The organism is Anoxynatronum sibiricum (assembly GCF_039414295.1).
Lineage (GTDB): Bacteria > Bacillota > Clostridia > Peptostreptococcales > Tindalliaceae > Anoxynatronum > Anoxynatronum sibiricum.
On the sequence record NZ_JBCITM010000015.1, the window covers coordinates 16339 to 33699 of the forward strand.

Annotated in this window: 10 protein-coding genes; 4 read left to right on the top strand and 6 right to left on the bottom strand. The window is 51.4% G+C overall.

The genetic code is table 11. The annotated features are described in order from the left end of the window. Positions 1–350 precede the first annotated feature (350 nt). The 5 genes from AAIG11_RS13000 to AAIG11_RS13020 form a co-directional block, all read right to left on the bottom strand. Entirely contained in the window at positions 351–7586 is a 7236-nt protein-coding gene (locus AAIG11_RS13000) for an S-layer homology domain-containing protein (RefSeq protein ID WP_343186676.1), read from the bottom strand. Positions 7587–7743: 157 nt separating this feature from the next. Further along, positions 7744–7896 (bottom strand): hypothetical protein, encoded by a 153-nt coding sequence (locus tag AAIG11_RS13005; RefSeq protein ID WP_343186677.1) that lies wholly within the window; start codon positions 7894–7896, stop codon positions 7744–7746. Between the two features lie 169 nt (positions 7897–8065). Next, on the bottom strand, positions 8066–8434 hold the full coding sequence (locus AAIG11_RS13010; protein WP_343186678.1) for an iron chaperone: 369 nt from the start codon (positions 8432–8434) through the stop codon (positions 8066–8068). Between the two features lie 476 nt (positions 8435–8910). Then, on the bottom strand, positions 8911–10338 hold the full coding sequence (locus AAIG11_RS13015; RefSeq protein WP_343186679.1) for a sigma-54-dependent transcriptional regulator: 1428 nt from the start codon (positions 10336–10338) through the stop codon (positions 8911–8913). Next, complete coding sequence (locus AAIG11_RS13020) at positions 10328–11425, bottom strand: two-component system sensor histidine kinase NtrB (protein WP_343186680.1); 1098 nt, start codon at positions 11423–11425, stop codon at positions 10328–10330. The genes AAIG11_RS13015 and AAIG11_RS13020 overlap by 11 nt, the downstream gene beginning before the upstream one ends. A gap of 565 nt (positions 11426–11990) precedes the next feature. Here AAIG11_RS13020 and AAIG11_RS13025 point away from each other — a divergent pair. From AAIG11_RS13025 to AAIG11_RS13040, 4 genes are all read left to right on the top strand, one after another. Beyond that, entirely contained in the window at positions 11991–12266 is a 276-nt protein-coding gene (locus tag AAIG11_RS13025) for a DUF2933 domain-containing protein (protein WP_283410855.1), read from the top strand. Between the two features lie 578 nt (positions 12267–12844). After that, on the top strand, positions 12845–13594 hold the full coding sequence (locus tag AAIG11_RS13030; protein WP_343186681.1) for a radical SAM protein: 750 nt from the start codon (positions 12845–12847) through the stop codon (positions 13592–13594). Between the two features lie 218 nt (positions 13595–13812). Next, on the top strand, positions 13813–14016 hold the full coding sequence (locus AAIG11_RS13035; protein WP_343186682.1) for a helix-turn-helix transcriptional regulator: 204 nt from the start codon (positions 13813–13815) through the stop codon (positions 14014–14016). Between the two features lie 13 nt (positions 14017–14029). Beyond that, positions 14030–14461, top strand: coding sequence for a hypothetical protein (locus AAIG11_RS13040; RefSeq protein WP_343186683.1), 432 nt, complete (start codon positions 14030–14032; stop codon positions 14459–14461). A gap of 56 nt (positions 14462–14517) precedes the next feature. On the opposite strand, the gene AAIG11_RS13045 is transcribed toward AAIG11_RS13040, so the two are convergent. Next, complete coding sequence (locus tag AAIG11_RS13045) at positions 14518–16908, bottom strand: bifunctional diguanylate cyclase/phosphodiesterase (RefSeq protein WP_343186684.1); 2391 nt, start codon at positions 16906–16908, stop codon at positions 14518–14520. Positions 16909–17361: the final 453 nt, after the last annotated feature.

The window sequence follows — 17361 nt, forward strand, 5'->3', positions numbered from 1 at the left end:
GCAACACCTCCGACGGCTGATTTTCAGCGAACACGACAAAGCCTGCCCTTGAACTCAGGGGCAGGCTTAGGTTGAAGACAAAGGGCTTTGGCCCGGTCAGCTGATTCCAATCTTGTGTGTTTTTAGTCGAAAGTCTCGAAAACAGCGCCTGAACTCGCTGCGCTCAAACAGAAGGCGCTGGCGGTTTTCTCCCTTTTTCGAAAAAACACTGACAAGATTTCCAAGGCTGTCCTTTACCAACTCCCTTGTCTTCATCTTATTTTGTCTACAGTCTGAGCCTGCCCTTGAACTCAGGGGCAGGCTTTTGATTGTTTTCGGGAGATCTCTCAGGCTTTTGAGCTCCCCCTATTTCAGCTTGTCTTTCTCACACCATTTTCATCAACTTCATACCCGTCGATGATGGTGCTTCTGGCGAGGGTGCCGTCGGGGTGGAAGTAATACCATTTGCCTTCCACTTCAAGCCATTTGCCGGTTATCAGGAGACCTTCTCCGGTGAAGTAATAGGTGGTGTGGTTGCCGCTGGTTTCCATGTCTTTCCAGCCCACCACCAGGGTCTTGCCTGCGTAGTATCTTCGGTTGCTGCCGTCTTGCACCCAGCCGGTTTTCAGGGTGCCGTCGGTGTTGAAGAAGTACTTGACGCCCTGGATGGTCTGGGAGCCGGTGAGGGCTTTGCCGTCTTGGTAGTACTGGTACTGGCCGGTATCGTTTAGGGTCCATTCCTGGGCGGTGGCTGGGCTGATGGTCAGTTTGATGTAGCGGGTGAGGATGGCGCTGGCTTCTCCCCGGGTGACTTTTTCTTTTGGTTTGTACTGTTTGCCGCTGCTGCTCATGAGGATGCCTGCCTGCTGCATGGCTTTCAGGGTTTCCTGGTTGGTTTTTGTCATGCTGGCTGTGTCTGTGTAGGGGATGGCTTCCCGGGTGACGGGGAGTGGGTAGCCGGTTGCCTTGGCGTAATTGGCAAGGATGACGGCCATTTCTTCCCGGGTCACTGCTTTCTCTGGGGCAAACTGACGGCTGCTGGTTCCCGGTATAATGCCTTTGCTGTGGGCCCACTCAATGTAGGGGGCTTCGGCACTGGTGGCTTTCACATCGGTGAAGCGGTTGGTTGTATAGGTGTTGATGTCAATGCCTGCCAGTCGGCCCAGGGCTGTTGCCAGGGTTCCCCGGGTGAGGGGGGCATTGGGGGCAAAGGTGGTTTCGGTGGTGCCGGTGATGAGACCTCTGCCCACCAGGTAATCCACGCTTTCTTTTGCCCAGTGGGTGCTGCTGTCGGTGAAGACTGCTGTGGGTGCGGTGTACCCGATGCCGTACTGGGAGAAGTGGGGGGTGGTGAAGATCACCGCGCCGCTGTTGGTGTCGTAGACGGAATGGGCCAGTCGGGTGGTGTTGCCTTCTTTGTCCACATGCACTGCGTACAGGCCGCCCACTGCTTCGCCGTTTGCTGGTGTATAGGGGATTGATACTGTTGCGATGCCACCATTAAAGCTGATGATGTGTTGGCCCTTTCCATCATTCACGGTGATGTCATACACCGGTCTTGTGCCAGTGATCTTTGTTGCTTCCTCTGAAAGGGCTGTCTGGGGTGTGATGCGAATGATGATATTGCCCGTGCGCTGCTTTCTGATTTCAGCCAGCGCTTTTTTGTCAAAGCTTACCTTCACAGGGGCACCGCTGATTTCCAGACTGCTGATTTCTGCGTTCACAAGGCTGTCCAGTGAACTGGCGGTAAGGGTGGCGCTCAGGGAAGTGGCCCCCTTTGGCATGGTGATGTCCAGTGCCACTGCAAGTCCGTTTTCTGTCTTGTTCTGACGCGTTGCTTCCGCCTGTGCCCTGGCAATGGCATCGGTCACCCTTTGATCCGGGATGGCGGCACTGGCCCCTCCATTTTGCCCTGGTGTGGCCGTGACAGGAACCCTTTCGGTCACCGGCTGGTTGGGCGTTTTCGCCGGTGTTGTGGCTGGTGTTGGAACACGGCTGCCCCCAGAGGAAGAACCGCCGGAGGAACCACCTGATGACCCACCAGAAGAGCCGCCGTCTGAGGAACCACCGGAGGATGACGCGCTGACGGTCAACGTGCCATTGACAACAGCCCCAAGGATGTAGTGACGGGCTGCCTCAGCCGTAAGCACGGGTTCGCTCACTGTGATGGGATAGCTGCCCACTGTTTTGCCGTCGGTGGTGGTGGCGGCAGTGGCAGGGGTTGTGAAAATACTGGCGGCTGTGTCTCTCGCTGCCATGCCTGTATAGCTGACGGTGAAGCTGGGCAGGGTGACCCCCGCTGTCATGCTTTTGTCATCGGCGGTGATGATGATGGTTGCCCTGGCAACTTCAAAGGAGACAGTGACAGCACCCATATAGGTTGGATGGCTGTCGGGCACCTTGAAAGTGACGGCATAATCACCTGCCACCACTGGTGCTGTGGTGCTGTGATAGGTGGTACCGTTTCGCCCTGTGTAAGTGATTTCATAAGCACCGGTGTAGCTGCTGGTGGGTGTGCCTGTATAGCCCCCATGGGCGGTGCCATTGTAAGTGCCGTTCTGTCCTGCAACGCCGGTAATGGTCACCGGTGTTTTGTCTGTGTAGTTCACGGTGACGGTGATCAGGCTGTCGGCATAATTACCCATGCCTGTCACACTGACGGTGACAACGTCTGTAGCGCTGTTACCGGTATTGTCGGCCACCAAAGTCAACAGGCCGTTTGCATTCACCACTGCACTGGTCAGGCCGTTATACCCGGGGCCGCTGGTGACTGCAAACGCTGGGGTGGCTCCCGGATTCTCAGGGTAGCCGCTGAGCTGGGTGAGATCCAGTTCGGTCTTGTAGTTGGCCTGATGCTTCACCATGGCAGCGGTGCCTGTCAGGCTGAAATCCGCTGCTCTGGTTATCTGAACCGATGAAGCAACTGGTGCGGTTGGCTGGGTCACCAGGTAGTTGCCGGCTGCCATGCCTGTTAAGATCATCGGGGTGGAAAGGGCGAGGGCCTCGTAGGTGCCGGCATCTGGGCTGCTGAGGGTACCGGTGAGGGTGGATGTGTCCACGCTCACTTTTCCATTGTCATCTGGGACGATTCCGCTTAGGGTCACACCTGTGATGCTCACCTGCTTCGTGGTGTTAAAGGGTCTGCCAGTGGCAGTGACCGCCGCTACGGTGAGTGGTGCTTTGGCGATGGTGTAGGTCATGCCTGTGGTTTGGCTGACGGTGCCTGAGTAACTGCCATCGGCCGCTGCGGTGACTGTCACGGTAACGGTGCCTGCGTTTGTACGGTTGTCTTCTCCTCCATTGGAGTTGGAGTAGCTGACTTGATACTGGCTGGCGCTGAGGGTTTCTCCCGCCAGGGTCACTGTCACTGTGGGGGTTTTTTCTGTGCCGTCATAGGTGAAGTGATCCCCGTCGGTGATGGTCACCGTGGCACCGGTAATGGGTATTTTGAGGGTGGTGAAGGTGACTGCCTCCACATCAGAGTAGTCGTCACCCTCCCTGGCTGTCAGGTAGTAGGTGTAGGTGGTTGCTCCCGACAGGTTGGTCAGGGTGATGGGGTCCGCTTCGCCGGAGGCCGCCATGCTCTGCACCCCAGCGGCACCTGCCACCTGGCTGCCTTCTGTAAGGGCTGTGCTGCTGGCCACATAGTAGATGGTACTGCCTGCATTCGCTGTTGCATGCAGGGTGGCACCAGTGCTGGTAACCGTTCCTTCTGACACCGCAAAGGGAATGTTTCTTTTCAGTGTGTTGGGGCCGGCGGGAGTGATGGTCCCCTGATAGGCAATGCCGTTAAAGGCGGCTGTGGTTTCATTTTCGCTGCTTGCCGGCAAAAACAAATGCAGCAGGCCACTGGCATCGGTATTCACATGGTCAAACCCATAACTGCCGCCTGTAACAGATGCATTGGTGACCGGTGACGAAGGGCCGTAAATCCCCCCCACCTGTGCCTGTGTGTAATAGACGGCTTCGCTGCTGCTGTTGGTGGGTGTGATGCCATTGATGGTGGGCTTTCCCCCTGAGGTGGTGCTGATGGTTCCGCCGGCAATGGTCAATGAGCCGCCGTTTCCGTCTTCTCCACGACCAATGCTTCCAGATACGGCCACGGTTCCGCCGGAGATGGTGATAGGAGGGCTGGTGCCCTGCCATCCGCCGCCAATGGCGGCACTTCTGTTTGATGTTGCTGCCGTCACCTTGCCGCCGGAGATGGTAATGGCTCCTCCGCCTTTGGATTTAAAGCCGCCGCCAAAAGCGGCCCCGCTCCATGTTCCAGTGCTTGTCGCCGATACAGTTCCGCCACTGATATGGATGGTCGGAGAAGTACCGCTTTCGCTTCCCCCAATGGCAGCACCGCTATTGCTGGTGGCAGCATTGACCGTTCCCCCAGAAATGTGAATACTGCCGGGATGATCCCCCTCATATCTGTAACTGCTGCCCATGGCCGGTCCTGTTTGACCGGAGACAGTGATGGTTCCGCCCTCTATCTCAATGGTTCCGGCACCTTCTCTAAACATATCCACTCCAAACCCGCTATAATGATAGAATCCTCCAATGCCCGTGCCTAATCTGGAAGGGTTTTTCACCTCTAAGCTGCCGTTTCCAGTGATTCGAAGGGCTGAACCTTCGCCTGCACGAATGCCCATATAGCGGGCGCCCGCAGTGCCCGCGTCACCGCCGCCGCAATCAATGGTGTTGGCTCCCGATAGATCCAGCTGTGCCTTGGCTGTTTGCAGGTCAATGGCCTTTCCCTGGGACGCCATGTTGACGCCACTGAGCTTCACCTTGACAAAGGCTGATGTGTTCTGGAAAACAATTTGATTGGTTGTGACGGTATCGTTATTTGACTGGATGATCTCATATTCATTCTCGTAATACTGCCCGGTTACAGTGACTTCACTCTCCCCTTCATTGGGGGTATGGGTAATACTCAGCTTTCCGCCGTTATCTGCAAAGGTGATGTTTCCATAAGAAAGATCCAGCGGACCTGAAAGCTGTTCTGTTACCAGGGTATCGTGCATGATAATCGTGGTTCCGTCCCCGGAAGCCTTGATTGTCTGGTCACTCTTACTGATTTCATTTCCGTCGTTAAGACTGGCTGCCGTGACAGACACCGTCGTTCCTGCGCCAGCAGACATCCATGCAGTTATTTTCCCAGCACCTTCCCGCTGCTGTGTCACCTTTCCGTCACAGACAAACTGCACCACACCACTTGCAGCATCCGCATTCAGAGGAGTTCCGTTCCGCTGTGCCGATACCAAGACGCCGGTGATATCATCGGTAATCGCCGTATCATAGAACCACAGATACACGGGGTACAGTTTTTCTCCGACTTCCACAGGGTTGCCACTCACCCAGCTTCCTGTCCATGTGTGACCGTTGCCTGATATCGTGATGGCTTCCGTTGCCGAAAGGGGCTCCCCCCCCACCACAAGGGTGCTTGAAAGGGTCCCCACATAGTTTTCGCTTACGTGAATGCTTCCCTGATAAGTTCTTCCGCCGATGGTGTAGGCGGCATTCTCGATGGAACTGGTCAGCCTTCCGTCATAAATCGTCACGGATAGTGGGTAGGTGCTGACACCCCCAACGGCAGGTTCAATCACGCCGTTTTTCATTGTGATGGCGGCACCATTCCCAATGGAAACCGCTCCACCAGCATTGGTGGCGGTTGAATGGCCCCCACCGTACCCAATATTACCATCAACTGTCACGGCGCCTCCGTTAATGGCAATGGTTCCGCAGGACAGCGGACCGCCGGATATTCCGTTAAATCCAGAACCGATGGCGGCACCACCTGAATCACGGGTCGCAGACACGATGCCACCCTCGATGGTAATGCTCTCCACCCGCCCGCTGTGACCGCCGCCTATTCCTGCGGCACTTGCCCCGCCGGTAGCTGTGACCCTTCCGCCGGAAATGGTGATGGTGCCGGTGGTGCTCTCCACCGATCCGCCGATGCCGGCAGCGCCCAAAATGTAACCCCCATAGTTGACTGTACCTCCGGTGGCAATAATGGTCCCTCCGGCAATGTGGATGGTGCCCACCGACTGAATGGAGCCATTTGGATATGCTGGCGTCCATTGATTGCCAACGGCGCCGATTCCAGCACCACCCCCATAACTGTTACCGCCGGTGGCTGTCAGGGTGCCGGTGCTCGCTGCCGTGATGTTCAGCGTGCAGCCCTGGGGCACGTCAATGCCTGCACCGCCGTAAGCACCGGTGAGTGCATTGGTTCCTTTGAGGGTCAGGTTTAAGGTGGCCCCATTTTTCAGGGTCAGGCCCGACATATTTCCGCCATGACCAGTCATGGTAATGCTTAAATCCTCGATGGTCAGGTTCACTGTTACCCCGTCGATGGTCAGCTGTTCGGCTGTGTTCGATACAGTTCCGGTGATGGTACTGTGATTGTAGGTGCTTAGGTTGCTGCTGTTGATGGTCAGTGGGCCTGTTGAAATGTCGTAAACACTGCCGCCACCCAGTAAAATCACTGTGTACACGGAAAAATGTGCCGCAGGGGCTTCCAGTGTGCCTGCTTCGTGATCCACAGTGGTTTCCAGTGCCTGTGCCTGCTGGAGGGTGTCATCCAGGTGGAAGACTTTCAGCTGTGTGGCGGTGTCTTTTTCTGGTGTCTCCGGCATTTGGGCAAAGGACACCCTGACTTCGCCTTTGCTGGTATCGGGCTGAAGCTGGTTGCCGTCTTCATCTGTGATGGTGATATCAAAGGAAACCAGTTGGGCCACCTTTGTTGCAGTATGCTGTGCCTGTACCTCTCTGGTGACGGCTTCCTCTATTTTTTCCTTTTCTGCCGGGCTGATCACTTTTCTGGCATGAAGCACTGCGCCTTCTGGAAACACGTTCTTTTCCGCCTTGACGGTGATTTCAATGCCATCGATGATCTTGGTTTGATAAAAGGCCCAGTTTCCAATGGCTTCTCCCTCGACAATCTCGACTTTAATCTGAGGCAGCTGTGCACCGGCGGCAAGGTGGTAGCCCTTTGGCAGCACCGGCTCATAGTAAAAAACCCCTCCGGCTTCGTAGGAGTGAAAGGTGTTGGAAGTGCTGGTGGCTTCGTTGATGCGCCAGGTGATGCCTGTCAGTGTTCGTGCTTCCATTAGGTTTTCTGCGTTTGTTCGCTGCTCTGTGTCGCCATTGTCCAAGACTGAACTGCCGGCACCCTCTTGTGGTGATTCTCCCCGGTGTTCTGAATCCGCTGCTTCTGTTGCTTCTGTTGCTTCTGTTGCAAGGGTTTCTCCCAGGTGCCCTTCTTCAGACCTGCGGTTCTCCGGCGCTGCTGAAGAAACACTGGACGCTGCTGAATAGACACTGATGGTCACACTCAGTTGTTCCGGCAGGTCTATCAGCGATTCTGCTGCGCCCACGGTCAACCGCTGCATGGCCGTCTCCCCAGGCAGCTTGGCAAAGGCGGTGATCGTTGCCGGTTCGTGTGCCGCTGCAAAAACGCCGGTGCTTGTGAATGGGTTCAGCATCAGCATCGCCAGGGTCAATGCCACGCCTCTCGTTGCTTTTTTTCTGATGGCAATGCCTTCCATGAACCTCACCATCCCTTCCACCAATGTGTTGATGATTCTTGCAAGTCTCCTATCAATTTTCATGTGATGAACGCCTCCTTGTTATCATAAGCAGGTTGCGCTGCCCTGGCCAAATCCCTTTGTCTTTCACCTCAGCAGGTTAAGCTGCCTTCACGTCTTTCAAGTCGGCTCTCATCTTAACAACCTGCCTGTTTCATTTCAATGCTTCTTGCACAAGCGGTCATTTTTTTGCACAAGCGGTTAATGGCGGGAAGAAAAAAACCACCTCACTGTCCTTGACAATGGGGTGGTTTTTGTTATTATTGGTTCGAACAATCTCATCGATGTAATTGCCAAAGTCTTTACGCATGTCCGTCGCATTGACGGATTGCATCTTTCCAGCTCCCTACCTGTCTTTACTATGCCATGAGCGAGCAGCCCTGTGCAGCGTATACGTTTGTTTCTTACGCTGATTCGGATGTGCTGGGTAGAAGTACCAGTACTTCCTGGCCACCGTCGAATCAAACGTCTGCCAGCTTTGTTGGTGACACCAGCCGGCGGACTTATCTCCAATACCTTTTCATGCCTTTTTTTTCTTCCATGTTGTATTCAATCATTTTTTCCAGCAGGTGGTAGTCCACTTCATCTGTCCATTTAATGCGAAACAGGTTGGCTGTGTGCGTGTAGCCGGCCTTTTGGATATCTTTTTCGAAGTGTTTGATCACTACAGCTTCGGGAGCCACAGCAATGTTGTTTTTGGCCAGGCTGAATCCCATGATGAAGGTGCCATGGTCACTGAACATGGGTTGGTGCCATTTGATCTCTTCCTGTAACTGAGGATATTTTTCCCTGATATGGTTCAGTATGGTTTCCATTTTTTCCTTCTTTTCAAGGTCTTCGATGGTGTTTAGGAAATCCTGAAAGGTTTTCACACAAATCCGCTCCCTTCATGCAGATCATGAAAGACTTTATGTGTCTCGCGACTCTGGTGAGTGGCTTGTAATTGATGGCTTCTTTTGGATCCACTCAATCTCATTCTTTCGGCAGAACTTCTTGACGGTAGATTTTCCTTTGATAGTTCTAATACCCAAAATGACAACCTGTAATGAAATAAGAAAAAAGCAGCCCGAAGGCTGTCCCAGACTGTAGACAAAATAAGCTGAAGACAAGGGGTTTGTTAAAGGACAGCCTTGGAAAGCTTGTCAGTGTTTTTCGAAAAGGCGAGAAAACCGCCAGCGCCTGTTGTTTGAGCGCAGCGAGTTCAGGCGCTGTTTTCGAGACTTTCGACTAAAAACACACAAGATTGGAATCAGCTGGCCTGGCTAAAGCCCTTTGTCTTCAACCTCCGATGGCAGCCACATTGGGCTGCCATCGGAAATGATGATATGCCTATTGACGCTGGAAATCACTACTTGCTGATGCCGTGCTTATCCATACGATGCATTAACGTATGACGGCTGATGCCCAACAGCTGGGCGGATTTGGTTTGATTGTTGCCGGTTTTTTCCAAAGCCTGCAGTATCAGGTTTTTTTCCAGCTCATCCAAAGAAATGCCTTCTTCCGGCAGCTGTATTCCGCTGTCTATTTTGGTATCTGAGGTGCCTGAGATACCTGTGGTGCCTGAGGTGTCTGTGGTGCCTGAGATACCTGTGGTGCCTGAGATACCTGTGGTGCCTGGGGTTGGCAAGTCCACCTCCTGAACGTCGTCTGTTGGAGACAAAATCACCAGGCGCTCAATATAGTTTTCAAGCTCCCGTACATTGCCTTTCCAGGGATGGTTCACCAGCTGCGCCATGGCCTTGGGAGAAAGGGTCATCAATTTTCGGCCCATTTCACTGCAAAACGCCTTCATAAAATGGTGCACAAAGCCGGGGATGTCTTCTTTTCGATCACGCAGGGGCGGTATGTGCAGGGGGATGACGTTGAGCCGGTAATACAGGTCTTCCCGAAAGGTGCCTTCTTCTGTCATTTTTTTCAACTGGCGGTTGGTAGCCGCAATGACCCGGGCGTCCACAGATACTGTCTCTGATCCGCCTACCCGTTCAATTTCTTTATCCTGCACCACCCTGAGCAGTTTTACCTGCATAGATAAACTCAGCTCGCCTATTTCATCAAGCAGTATCGTGCCACCCCGGGCACGTTCAAACTTGCCAATTTTTCGGCTGACGGCCCCGGTAAACGCCCCTTTTTCGTGGCCAAAAAGCTCGCTCTCGATCAAGGTTTCTGGAATGGCTCCGCAGTTTACTTTGATGAAAGGTTTGTCTCGCCGGGGGCTGTTGTGGTGAACTAAGTGGGCAATGATTTCTTTACCTGTGCCACTTTCTCCCTGAATCAATATGGTGGCAGGGGTGGCGGCCACCCGCTCCACCATGGCCATCAGCTCTTTCATGGGTTGACTGTTGCCAATCACCACGTTGCCGGTTTCAAAGGCGGTGGCTTCTTTCAGGTAGGTGACCTGTTCCTCCAACTCACTGACATGTAGAGCCTTACGGATTTGAACTTTCAGCTCCTCCACGTCAAAGGGTTTTGACAGGTAGTCCATGGCCCCCCGTTTCATGGCTTCAATAGCGGTTTCCATGGTGCCGTGGGCGGTGAGCATAAGAACAGAGGTGGTGGTGGTGGTGCTTTCCTTGATTTTTTTCAGCGCCTCCATTCCATCCATCACCGGCATCTTCAGGTCCAGCAGCATCACATCCGGGCGGTGGCGCTCAAAAGCTTCAATGCCTTCCCGACCGTTGGAAGCCTCGTAAATCACATAGCCTTCCTTCTCCAGGGCCCGGCTGATGGCCCAGCGCATGTTCTTTTCATCGTCCACGATGAGTATTTTAGGTTTCATGTGGTGCCTCCTCAATATGGTTCTGCGCCAGGGGCAGGTGAAGCTTAAAGGTGGTGCCTTTGCCCGGTTCACTGGTTACATCGATGGTTCCCCGGTGTTCTTCAATGATCCGGTGGGTGACTGAGAGTCCTAACCCGGTGCCACCCTCTTTGGTGGTGAAGAAGGGGTCGAAAATGTGGGGTAAGCTCTCTTTGTCAATACCCTGACCCTGGTCGGTAATGGTGATGAGGGCCATGCTGTCAGTTCCCTTTTCCAATGAAAGGGCCAGGGTACCGCCCTGCTCCATGGACTGAATGCCGTTGAGCATCAGGTTCATTACCGCCTGTTTAAGCCTGTCGGCATCGGCCTGTAAGGGTGGCACCGACTGCAGCCGGCTATCTATTTCCACCTGATGCTGCTTGGCCAAAGACCGCAGGACGGTGAGCAACTCATGAAGCACCTGTTCTCCATTGGTGGGCTTTAAATGAAGGGGCTCTGGCCGGGCAAAGTCCAACATGCCTTTGATCACTTTATTGGCCCGGTCTGTTTCGCTTTCGATGATGTGCAGACCTTCTGTCAGAGAATCTTCCCCGGCTTCCAGGGCCTCCTGGTGAAGGGTTTGGCTGATGGTTTTTATGATGCCCAGAGGGTTTCTGATTTCATGGGCTATGCCGGAGGCCAGCTGACCCAGCGAGGCCAACCGTTCGTTCTGCCGCAGTTTACGTTCCAGCAAATCCATTTTCATCAATTGTGACAGTTGGCGTTGCAACTGCAATTCGCGGCGATAAGATTCCTCTGCCAGATATCCTGTGATGACACCCACCACCATAAACATGCCCGCTTCCAATAGTTGGTTGATAACCGTTATGTCCAGCCGGCCAAAATACAGAAGCAGGTGAGGGGCATAGAGGAGCATCACCAGCGCAGACGCCATAAAACCACCCCGCAGCTTAAAATGGAAAGCCGCCAGGATGATGGGGATATAATATAGTCGCCGATAGAAGTCGTGTATGGCCCAGGGACTTTTCGTGGTGCCGTAGTGAAGCCCGGTGACTCCTAAAATCAGCACCAGCACCAGGGTCAAATTCCCTTTTCCTTTATTCGTCATGATAAACACTCATTTCTTGAAATAGGTTTCTTATTTAGATTTTTTTATTGATGACAGGTTGGAAGCAACACTGAAGGATAAAAGGTGTTTGTCCATCCGGTCGTATGTGGTAAAAGATACCCTTTTTACTTCTATTGTAGCATATCCTACAGAGCAGCACCGCCAGCAACGGCATTTCGAGCATAAAGTATCGGGAACAGCGAATAAGGAACGCGCTAAGTCATGCTAAAACTTTTTTCTCAGCTTCTTTTGAACAGGCTATTTCTTAAGCCGGAGCGGCACCGCCAGCAACAGACTTAACAGGTTTAGGAGGTTGTTTTTGTCCATCATTGAAGACTGTCGTGCAATTTGGTTAGGCTGCCACAAAATCTGGCACGAATATTGCTGATCTATATACTGGTCATCAAAAGCACTGACAAAAACGGAGAGGAGTTCTTGCATGAAAATATTATTTACCGTTGGTGGTGATGACTGTGATTCTGATGGTGGGTAATTGGCTGAAGCATGCAACAATAACACACCAGCAAACTGTAAAGATTGATTAAAAAGATAGGAGTGAATAGCCTTGAACCATTGTAATCGGAACGGCCACAACGAACAACATGAAAAAAAGGGGCATAAGCACGGATTAATGATGCTCTTGTGCCTGGTGCCAATGATTGCCCTGATAGCTTTGCCCCGTATGGGCATTGATCTTGGATTTTTGGGAAGATTGGTTCCTTTTGCTGTTTTTCTCATCTGCCCGCTGATGCATATCGGCATGATGCTGATGATGCGAGACCACGGGAAAAAAGAAGATCACCTGCACACCGGAAGAGATCAGCATCAACTTCAAGATTAATATCATCCGTCATCTAAAGGCAGTCTTCTATGAAGAAAGTAGTTTTCTGCCTCACTTTTTTTGGTATCTACAGGCTGATGATACAGGCGTAGGAGAAAACATAACGGATACAACGATTAAAGAGAAAACCACTTGATCCACGCCAAGATATCTATGGCAACCCTGATTCATAGTAGCTCAACAGACTCTCTCGATTAGTACCGGTGAAGACGTCTTTCACAATGGTGACATTTTACCAGAATATATTTAACATGACATTATCACAGAATAACCACAATAGCCCGAATACCTCCTTGACAAAGAGCTGTTTTCGGCTTACACTGTGGAAAATAAACCCTTCGCACCTGCATTTGCCACCGGGTAAAAGCAAGAGTGCCAAAAGTACTTCGATAGGTCTCAGAAGAAGTGCTTCTGGCACTCTTTTTTGTTTCTTCTGGATTCCATTTGTGTGCACGAAGTTTGATATCTAACTTGTTACGAAGGTGTTGAGTCTTCATTATCTGATATGACCGTTGAACTGCTGGTAACCCTACTGGTTGTTGTTCAAATAGCCCACTCTATGAAGGAGGTAAACGACAATGAGCTTTTTTAGCTACAAGAAGCCCTACCTGGAAGACGGAAAGAAAGTATTGGAGGTGAATATTCTTCCTGAAAAGCATTGTAATTTCGACTGCATCTTCTGTCCATTAGGCCGATCTGAACAGAAAGGTGAAGCACCGGCACGTGTTGACGGCTATGAAGAAGCACTTTCGGATCTGGAGAACCGCTTAAGCAGCACTGGAGCAGATCTGGTTTTTATCAACTCCAGCGGGGAGGCCCTTCTCCATGAAAAAATAGACCACCTCATCGACTTCATTCAATCAAAAGGTACCTCCGTCAGGCTGCTAACGAATGGATACCTGCTGGGCAAAAGAATCCATCAGCAAACAGCCAACAAGTGCCAGGAGGTGCTGGGTGAGATGAAAGTTGTTACCAATGAAACCTTTCACAAAGTGCAACGGCCACCACAGGACTACTCTCTTGATACCTACATTGCCAACATGGCTGCTTTTAACAGGCAATTTTCGGGAACTTTTATGCTGGAAATCACTCTGCTGAAAGGTTATAACGATGATGACGCTTCGGTGGATAAGCTGAAAGAAGTGATTCAGGTAATCAGACCCCATAAGCTTCTCATTCAGCGGATGGATGAACCGCCATTCGTTAAAAAACTGGGCATCAGCGACCAGCGATACCAGGAAATATGCCTGATCCTGGAGGAGGCGATGGCCTGTAAGGAATCATTGCCCAAAGATGTAGATCAAACGAAAAGTGGCACTGCCATTTAGCCTATATAAAAATCAAAAGGGAAATCAAAAGGGAAATCGAAATGACTGACTGGCTGATGAGAGTAATGCCGGTCAGTCTTTCTTTTGTTACTCCTGCAGTAAAAGGCTTGTCCGTTTTGCCCTTGACGAAATGCAATATATATATTACAATCAAGATGGAACATATATATTGCACTCATGGTGCAGAATTGAGATGGTGCAGAATCGAGGTGTTTTGGATGATTAAGAATAGTGTTCGACAAAGCCGCATTGAAAAGCAGCTCACTCAGGAGGAACTGGCTGAACGCACCGGTGTCACCAGGCAAACCATCGGGTTAATTGAAAAAGAAAAGTACAATCCCACCATTGCCTTGGGACTAAAGTTATGCAAAGTGCTCAACAAATCACTTGATCAGTTATTCTGGATAGAAGAGAACCAATAAGGAGGGTCACATGATGAATGATGAGAGAGTTATGGCCGATGTGAAAGTGGCAAAAAGCGTGAGTTATATCATTTTTTGGTTTGGCATCTTTGGGGTACTGCTGTATCGATGGTTTGTTCTCCATCAAACCCTGATGGATACCCTCGACTTCTTTTTAGTCTGGTTAATGGCATCGCTGGTGCAGTTTTTTATCCTGGCAGCCAAAGGAATTCCCCTCACCTACCCCCTGGCTCTGAAAGGAAAAGGACAGCAGTCTTATGTCTTTTTTGTGCCGTTACTCACAGGTGTTTTAACCTCTTTACTGGTGTTTATCAGGGTAGGAATGGACACGCGGCGCATGTTGGGCGGTTTCGCAGGGAGCTTTCTTGCCACTCTATTGTTGTTTATTGTCTACCGTCTGATTGTTCAAGTGTGGGAAAAGAAATATATGGAAGAAAACGACTAAGAAGAATACTGGCAGTCAGCATGCAAAAGGTTCATCCTTGACTCAAATAACCGGGCTTATCTGTCCTTTTCCTGACTAGACTGCTCCAGTAGTGGTGTCATCTGTTCTGCTGAAAGGGGACGGCTGAAAAGGTAGCCCTGACCCATTTGACAGACTCCCTTCTGCAAAAGATCCCGCTGTTCTTTGGTTTCAATGCCTTCAGCGATCATCTTCAGGTTCAGGGAATGGCCCATGGCAATAATGGTGGATGCAATGGCCTGGGCTTGCTGGCTTTCTGTCATGGAACTGATGAAGGATCGGTCAATTTTAAGGGTATCCACTGGCAGCCGCACCATATAGCTGAGGGAGGAATACCCGGTACCAAAATCATCCATGGAAATCCTGACCCCCATCTGACGAAGCACATTAAGCCGACGAATGCTTCCTTCAACTTCCTGAATCACCGTACGCTCTGTCATCTCCAGCTCCAACCGGCGGGGATCCATCCCTGTTTGCCGCAGGGTTTTTTCCACCATTGCCACAAAATTGGGAGACTCAAACTGACTGGCAGCAATGTTCACCGCCATAAACCACTGCACTGAATGCTTCCGCTGCCATGCCACCTGCTGGCGGCATGCTTCCTTCAACACCCACTGGCCGATGCCATGAATGAGTCCGGATCGTTCTGCCAAGGGAATGAACACATCGGGAGGTATGTTTCCCCTTTCAGGATGCTGCCACCTTAGCAGCGCCTCGACGCCCTGCACTTTCTGTGAGCGAAGATCGACAATGGGTTGGTACACCAGCTTCAACTGGTTTTGAGACAGTGCCTGGGAGAGTAAGTGTTCCAGTTCAGTGGCTTCCAGCACTTCTCGGCCCACTTCCGCCGAAAAGGCTTTAACCTGCCCCCGCCCCTGGGTTTTGGCAAGGGTTTTGGCAAGCCCGGCTTTCTGAAGCAGTTCTTCCACCGTGTTCCCGTGTTCCGGGGAGCGAGCCATCCCTGCACTAAAGGTAAGATTCAGCACCCCTGCCTGCGTGTCATAGGGCTCCATCAAATACCGCAGCCACTTTTCCACCCGTTTCAGCTCTTCATTCCACTCATCGCTGTTTGTTCTCAGTACCAACACTTCATCACTGTGTCCCCTAAAAACCTTGCTGTCTTGATCTGCCATTTGCTGCAGACGCTGGGCCGCCATATGCAGCAGGTGATTTCCCTGGTCATAGCCATAGGTTTCGTTGATACGGCTGAATCCATCGGCTGCAATCAGGGTAAGAGTGATGGGCTTCACTAAGAGGCCCCCCTTTTGTTGCCCGGTGATATGTTGATGAAAAACTTCTGCAAGTACCCTGGCATTGGGCAACTGGGTCACCGGGTCATAATAGGTCAGTTCATTGATGTGGTTCATCATGGTGTTAAAGCTGCGGCTGGCCCGGCCAATTTCATCCCGACTTTTGATGGTGGCTCTCACGCCCAAATCACCCTTGGCCGCTTTGGTGAACAGTTTCTCCATCTGTATCACCGGCGCGGTGAAATAGTTTCCAATGAACAGGGCCATGACACTCCCCAAAAACAGCATCCCCATCACTGCCAGAGTCATTTTTCTCCGCAGAGACACCACACTGGCCATCATTTCCGACTCCAACGCTGCCACCGAAAGTACCCAGGAAGTGTTACCGATGGGTGTAAAGCTGGCATATACCATCCGTTCATTGAAAAAATAAGCGCCGTCGGACACCCCTTTTTCAATGACATCCTGAAACAGTTGGGCCAGCGGGAGAATCGTTTCATTTTCTTTTGCATCTTCAATGGGATTGTATTGGGAAAGAACAAGCTCTCTGCGCTGGTGGGCAATGCAGGTGCCGTGACTGTCCAAAATATAAGCGTACCCATTTTCCCCGTGTCCCATGTCTTCAATGAGCCGGGTCAGCATATCCCACTCTCCGACAGCCACCAACACCCCCGTCACTTCTCCTTCATAGGTCAGGGGAACCGAATAAACCATCACCATCTCCCCCTGATCCTGAGGATCAAAGCTGGGATTGGGTGGCACTGCCCAGGGATGGCCCTTCATTGATTGTTGAAAGAAAATCTGCTCACCAATGTCCAAGCTGTACACATGCTCTTTCCCGTCTGTGAAATGGACGACCCCCTGGGGATTGGCAAACCCAATTCGCAGAAAAGGACTCCTGCCTTTTTCTTCATGGAGAAGCTGGGTTTTGACTGATAGATCCACTTCCGGCCGGTGGAGCCGGGCAATTTTGCCTAATCCCAGAAGGTAGGCATACTGAGTTTCCAGCCGCGCGCTCACCAGCTCTGCCCCTTCGGCCGACAAGTCGCGAATAGACTGGGTCACATTGTTAAAAGCTGTATCTGTTGCGGCATCAAGGGCTATCCATGACAGAAGCATGCTGATCAGGGTCATGGCCACCAGCACCACCACAATCATTTTTGTTCTAATGGAGTGCATTGCCCCACCGCCTTCCCTGTTTTCTTCATGCTTTTCAGCTGCTGTTGCTTATTCTTCTTTTTCTACTGCTGTTGCTCTTACTGCTGCTTGTGGGTGTTTCTGTTTCTTCTTCTTCTTCTTCTTCTTTTGTTACTGCTGTCAAAACTTTGTCAGAAGCTGAATTCTGTAGAGTATCATACCCTTTGACTCCGGGTGCTACGCTGCCTCTGTGAAAATCACCTGCTGTTCTTTTCTTTTGATGATGACCCTGTTTTCAATGTCTTTCATTGAAAAATGTGAAACCGGGGAATCATCAATACTCATATGTGGACCATCGGAAAAGCAAGTGACATCCCTATCTGAAACACTCCTTTTTTGCCATCATTTATGATATAGTATTGTATGGAAAAATGCGTCTTCGTCTGCCTTAGCATCTGTGTATGCTTTTGTTCGTATTCATTGATTCATTGATTG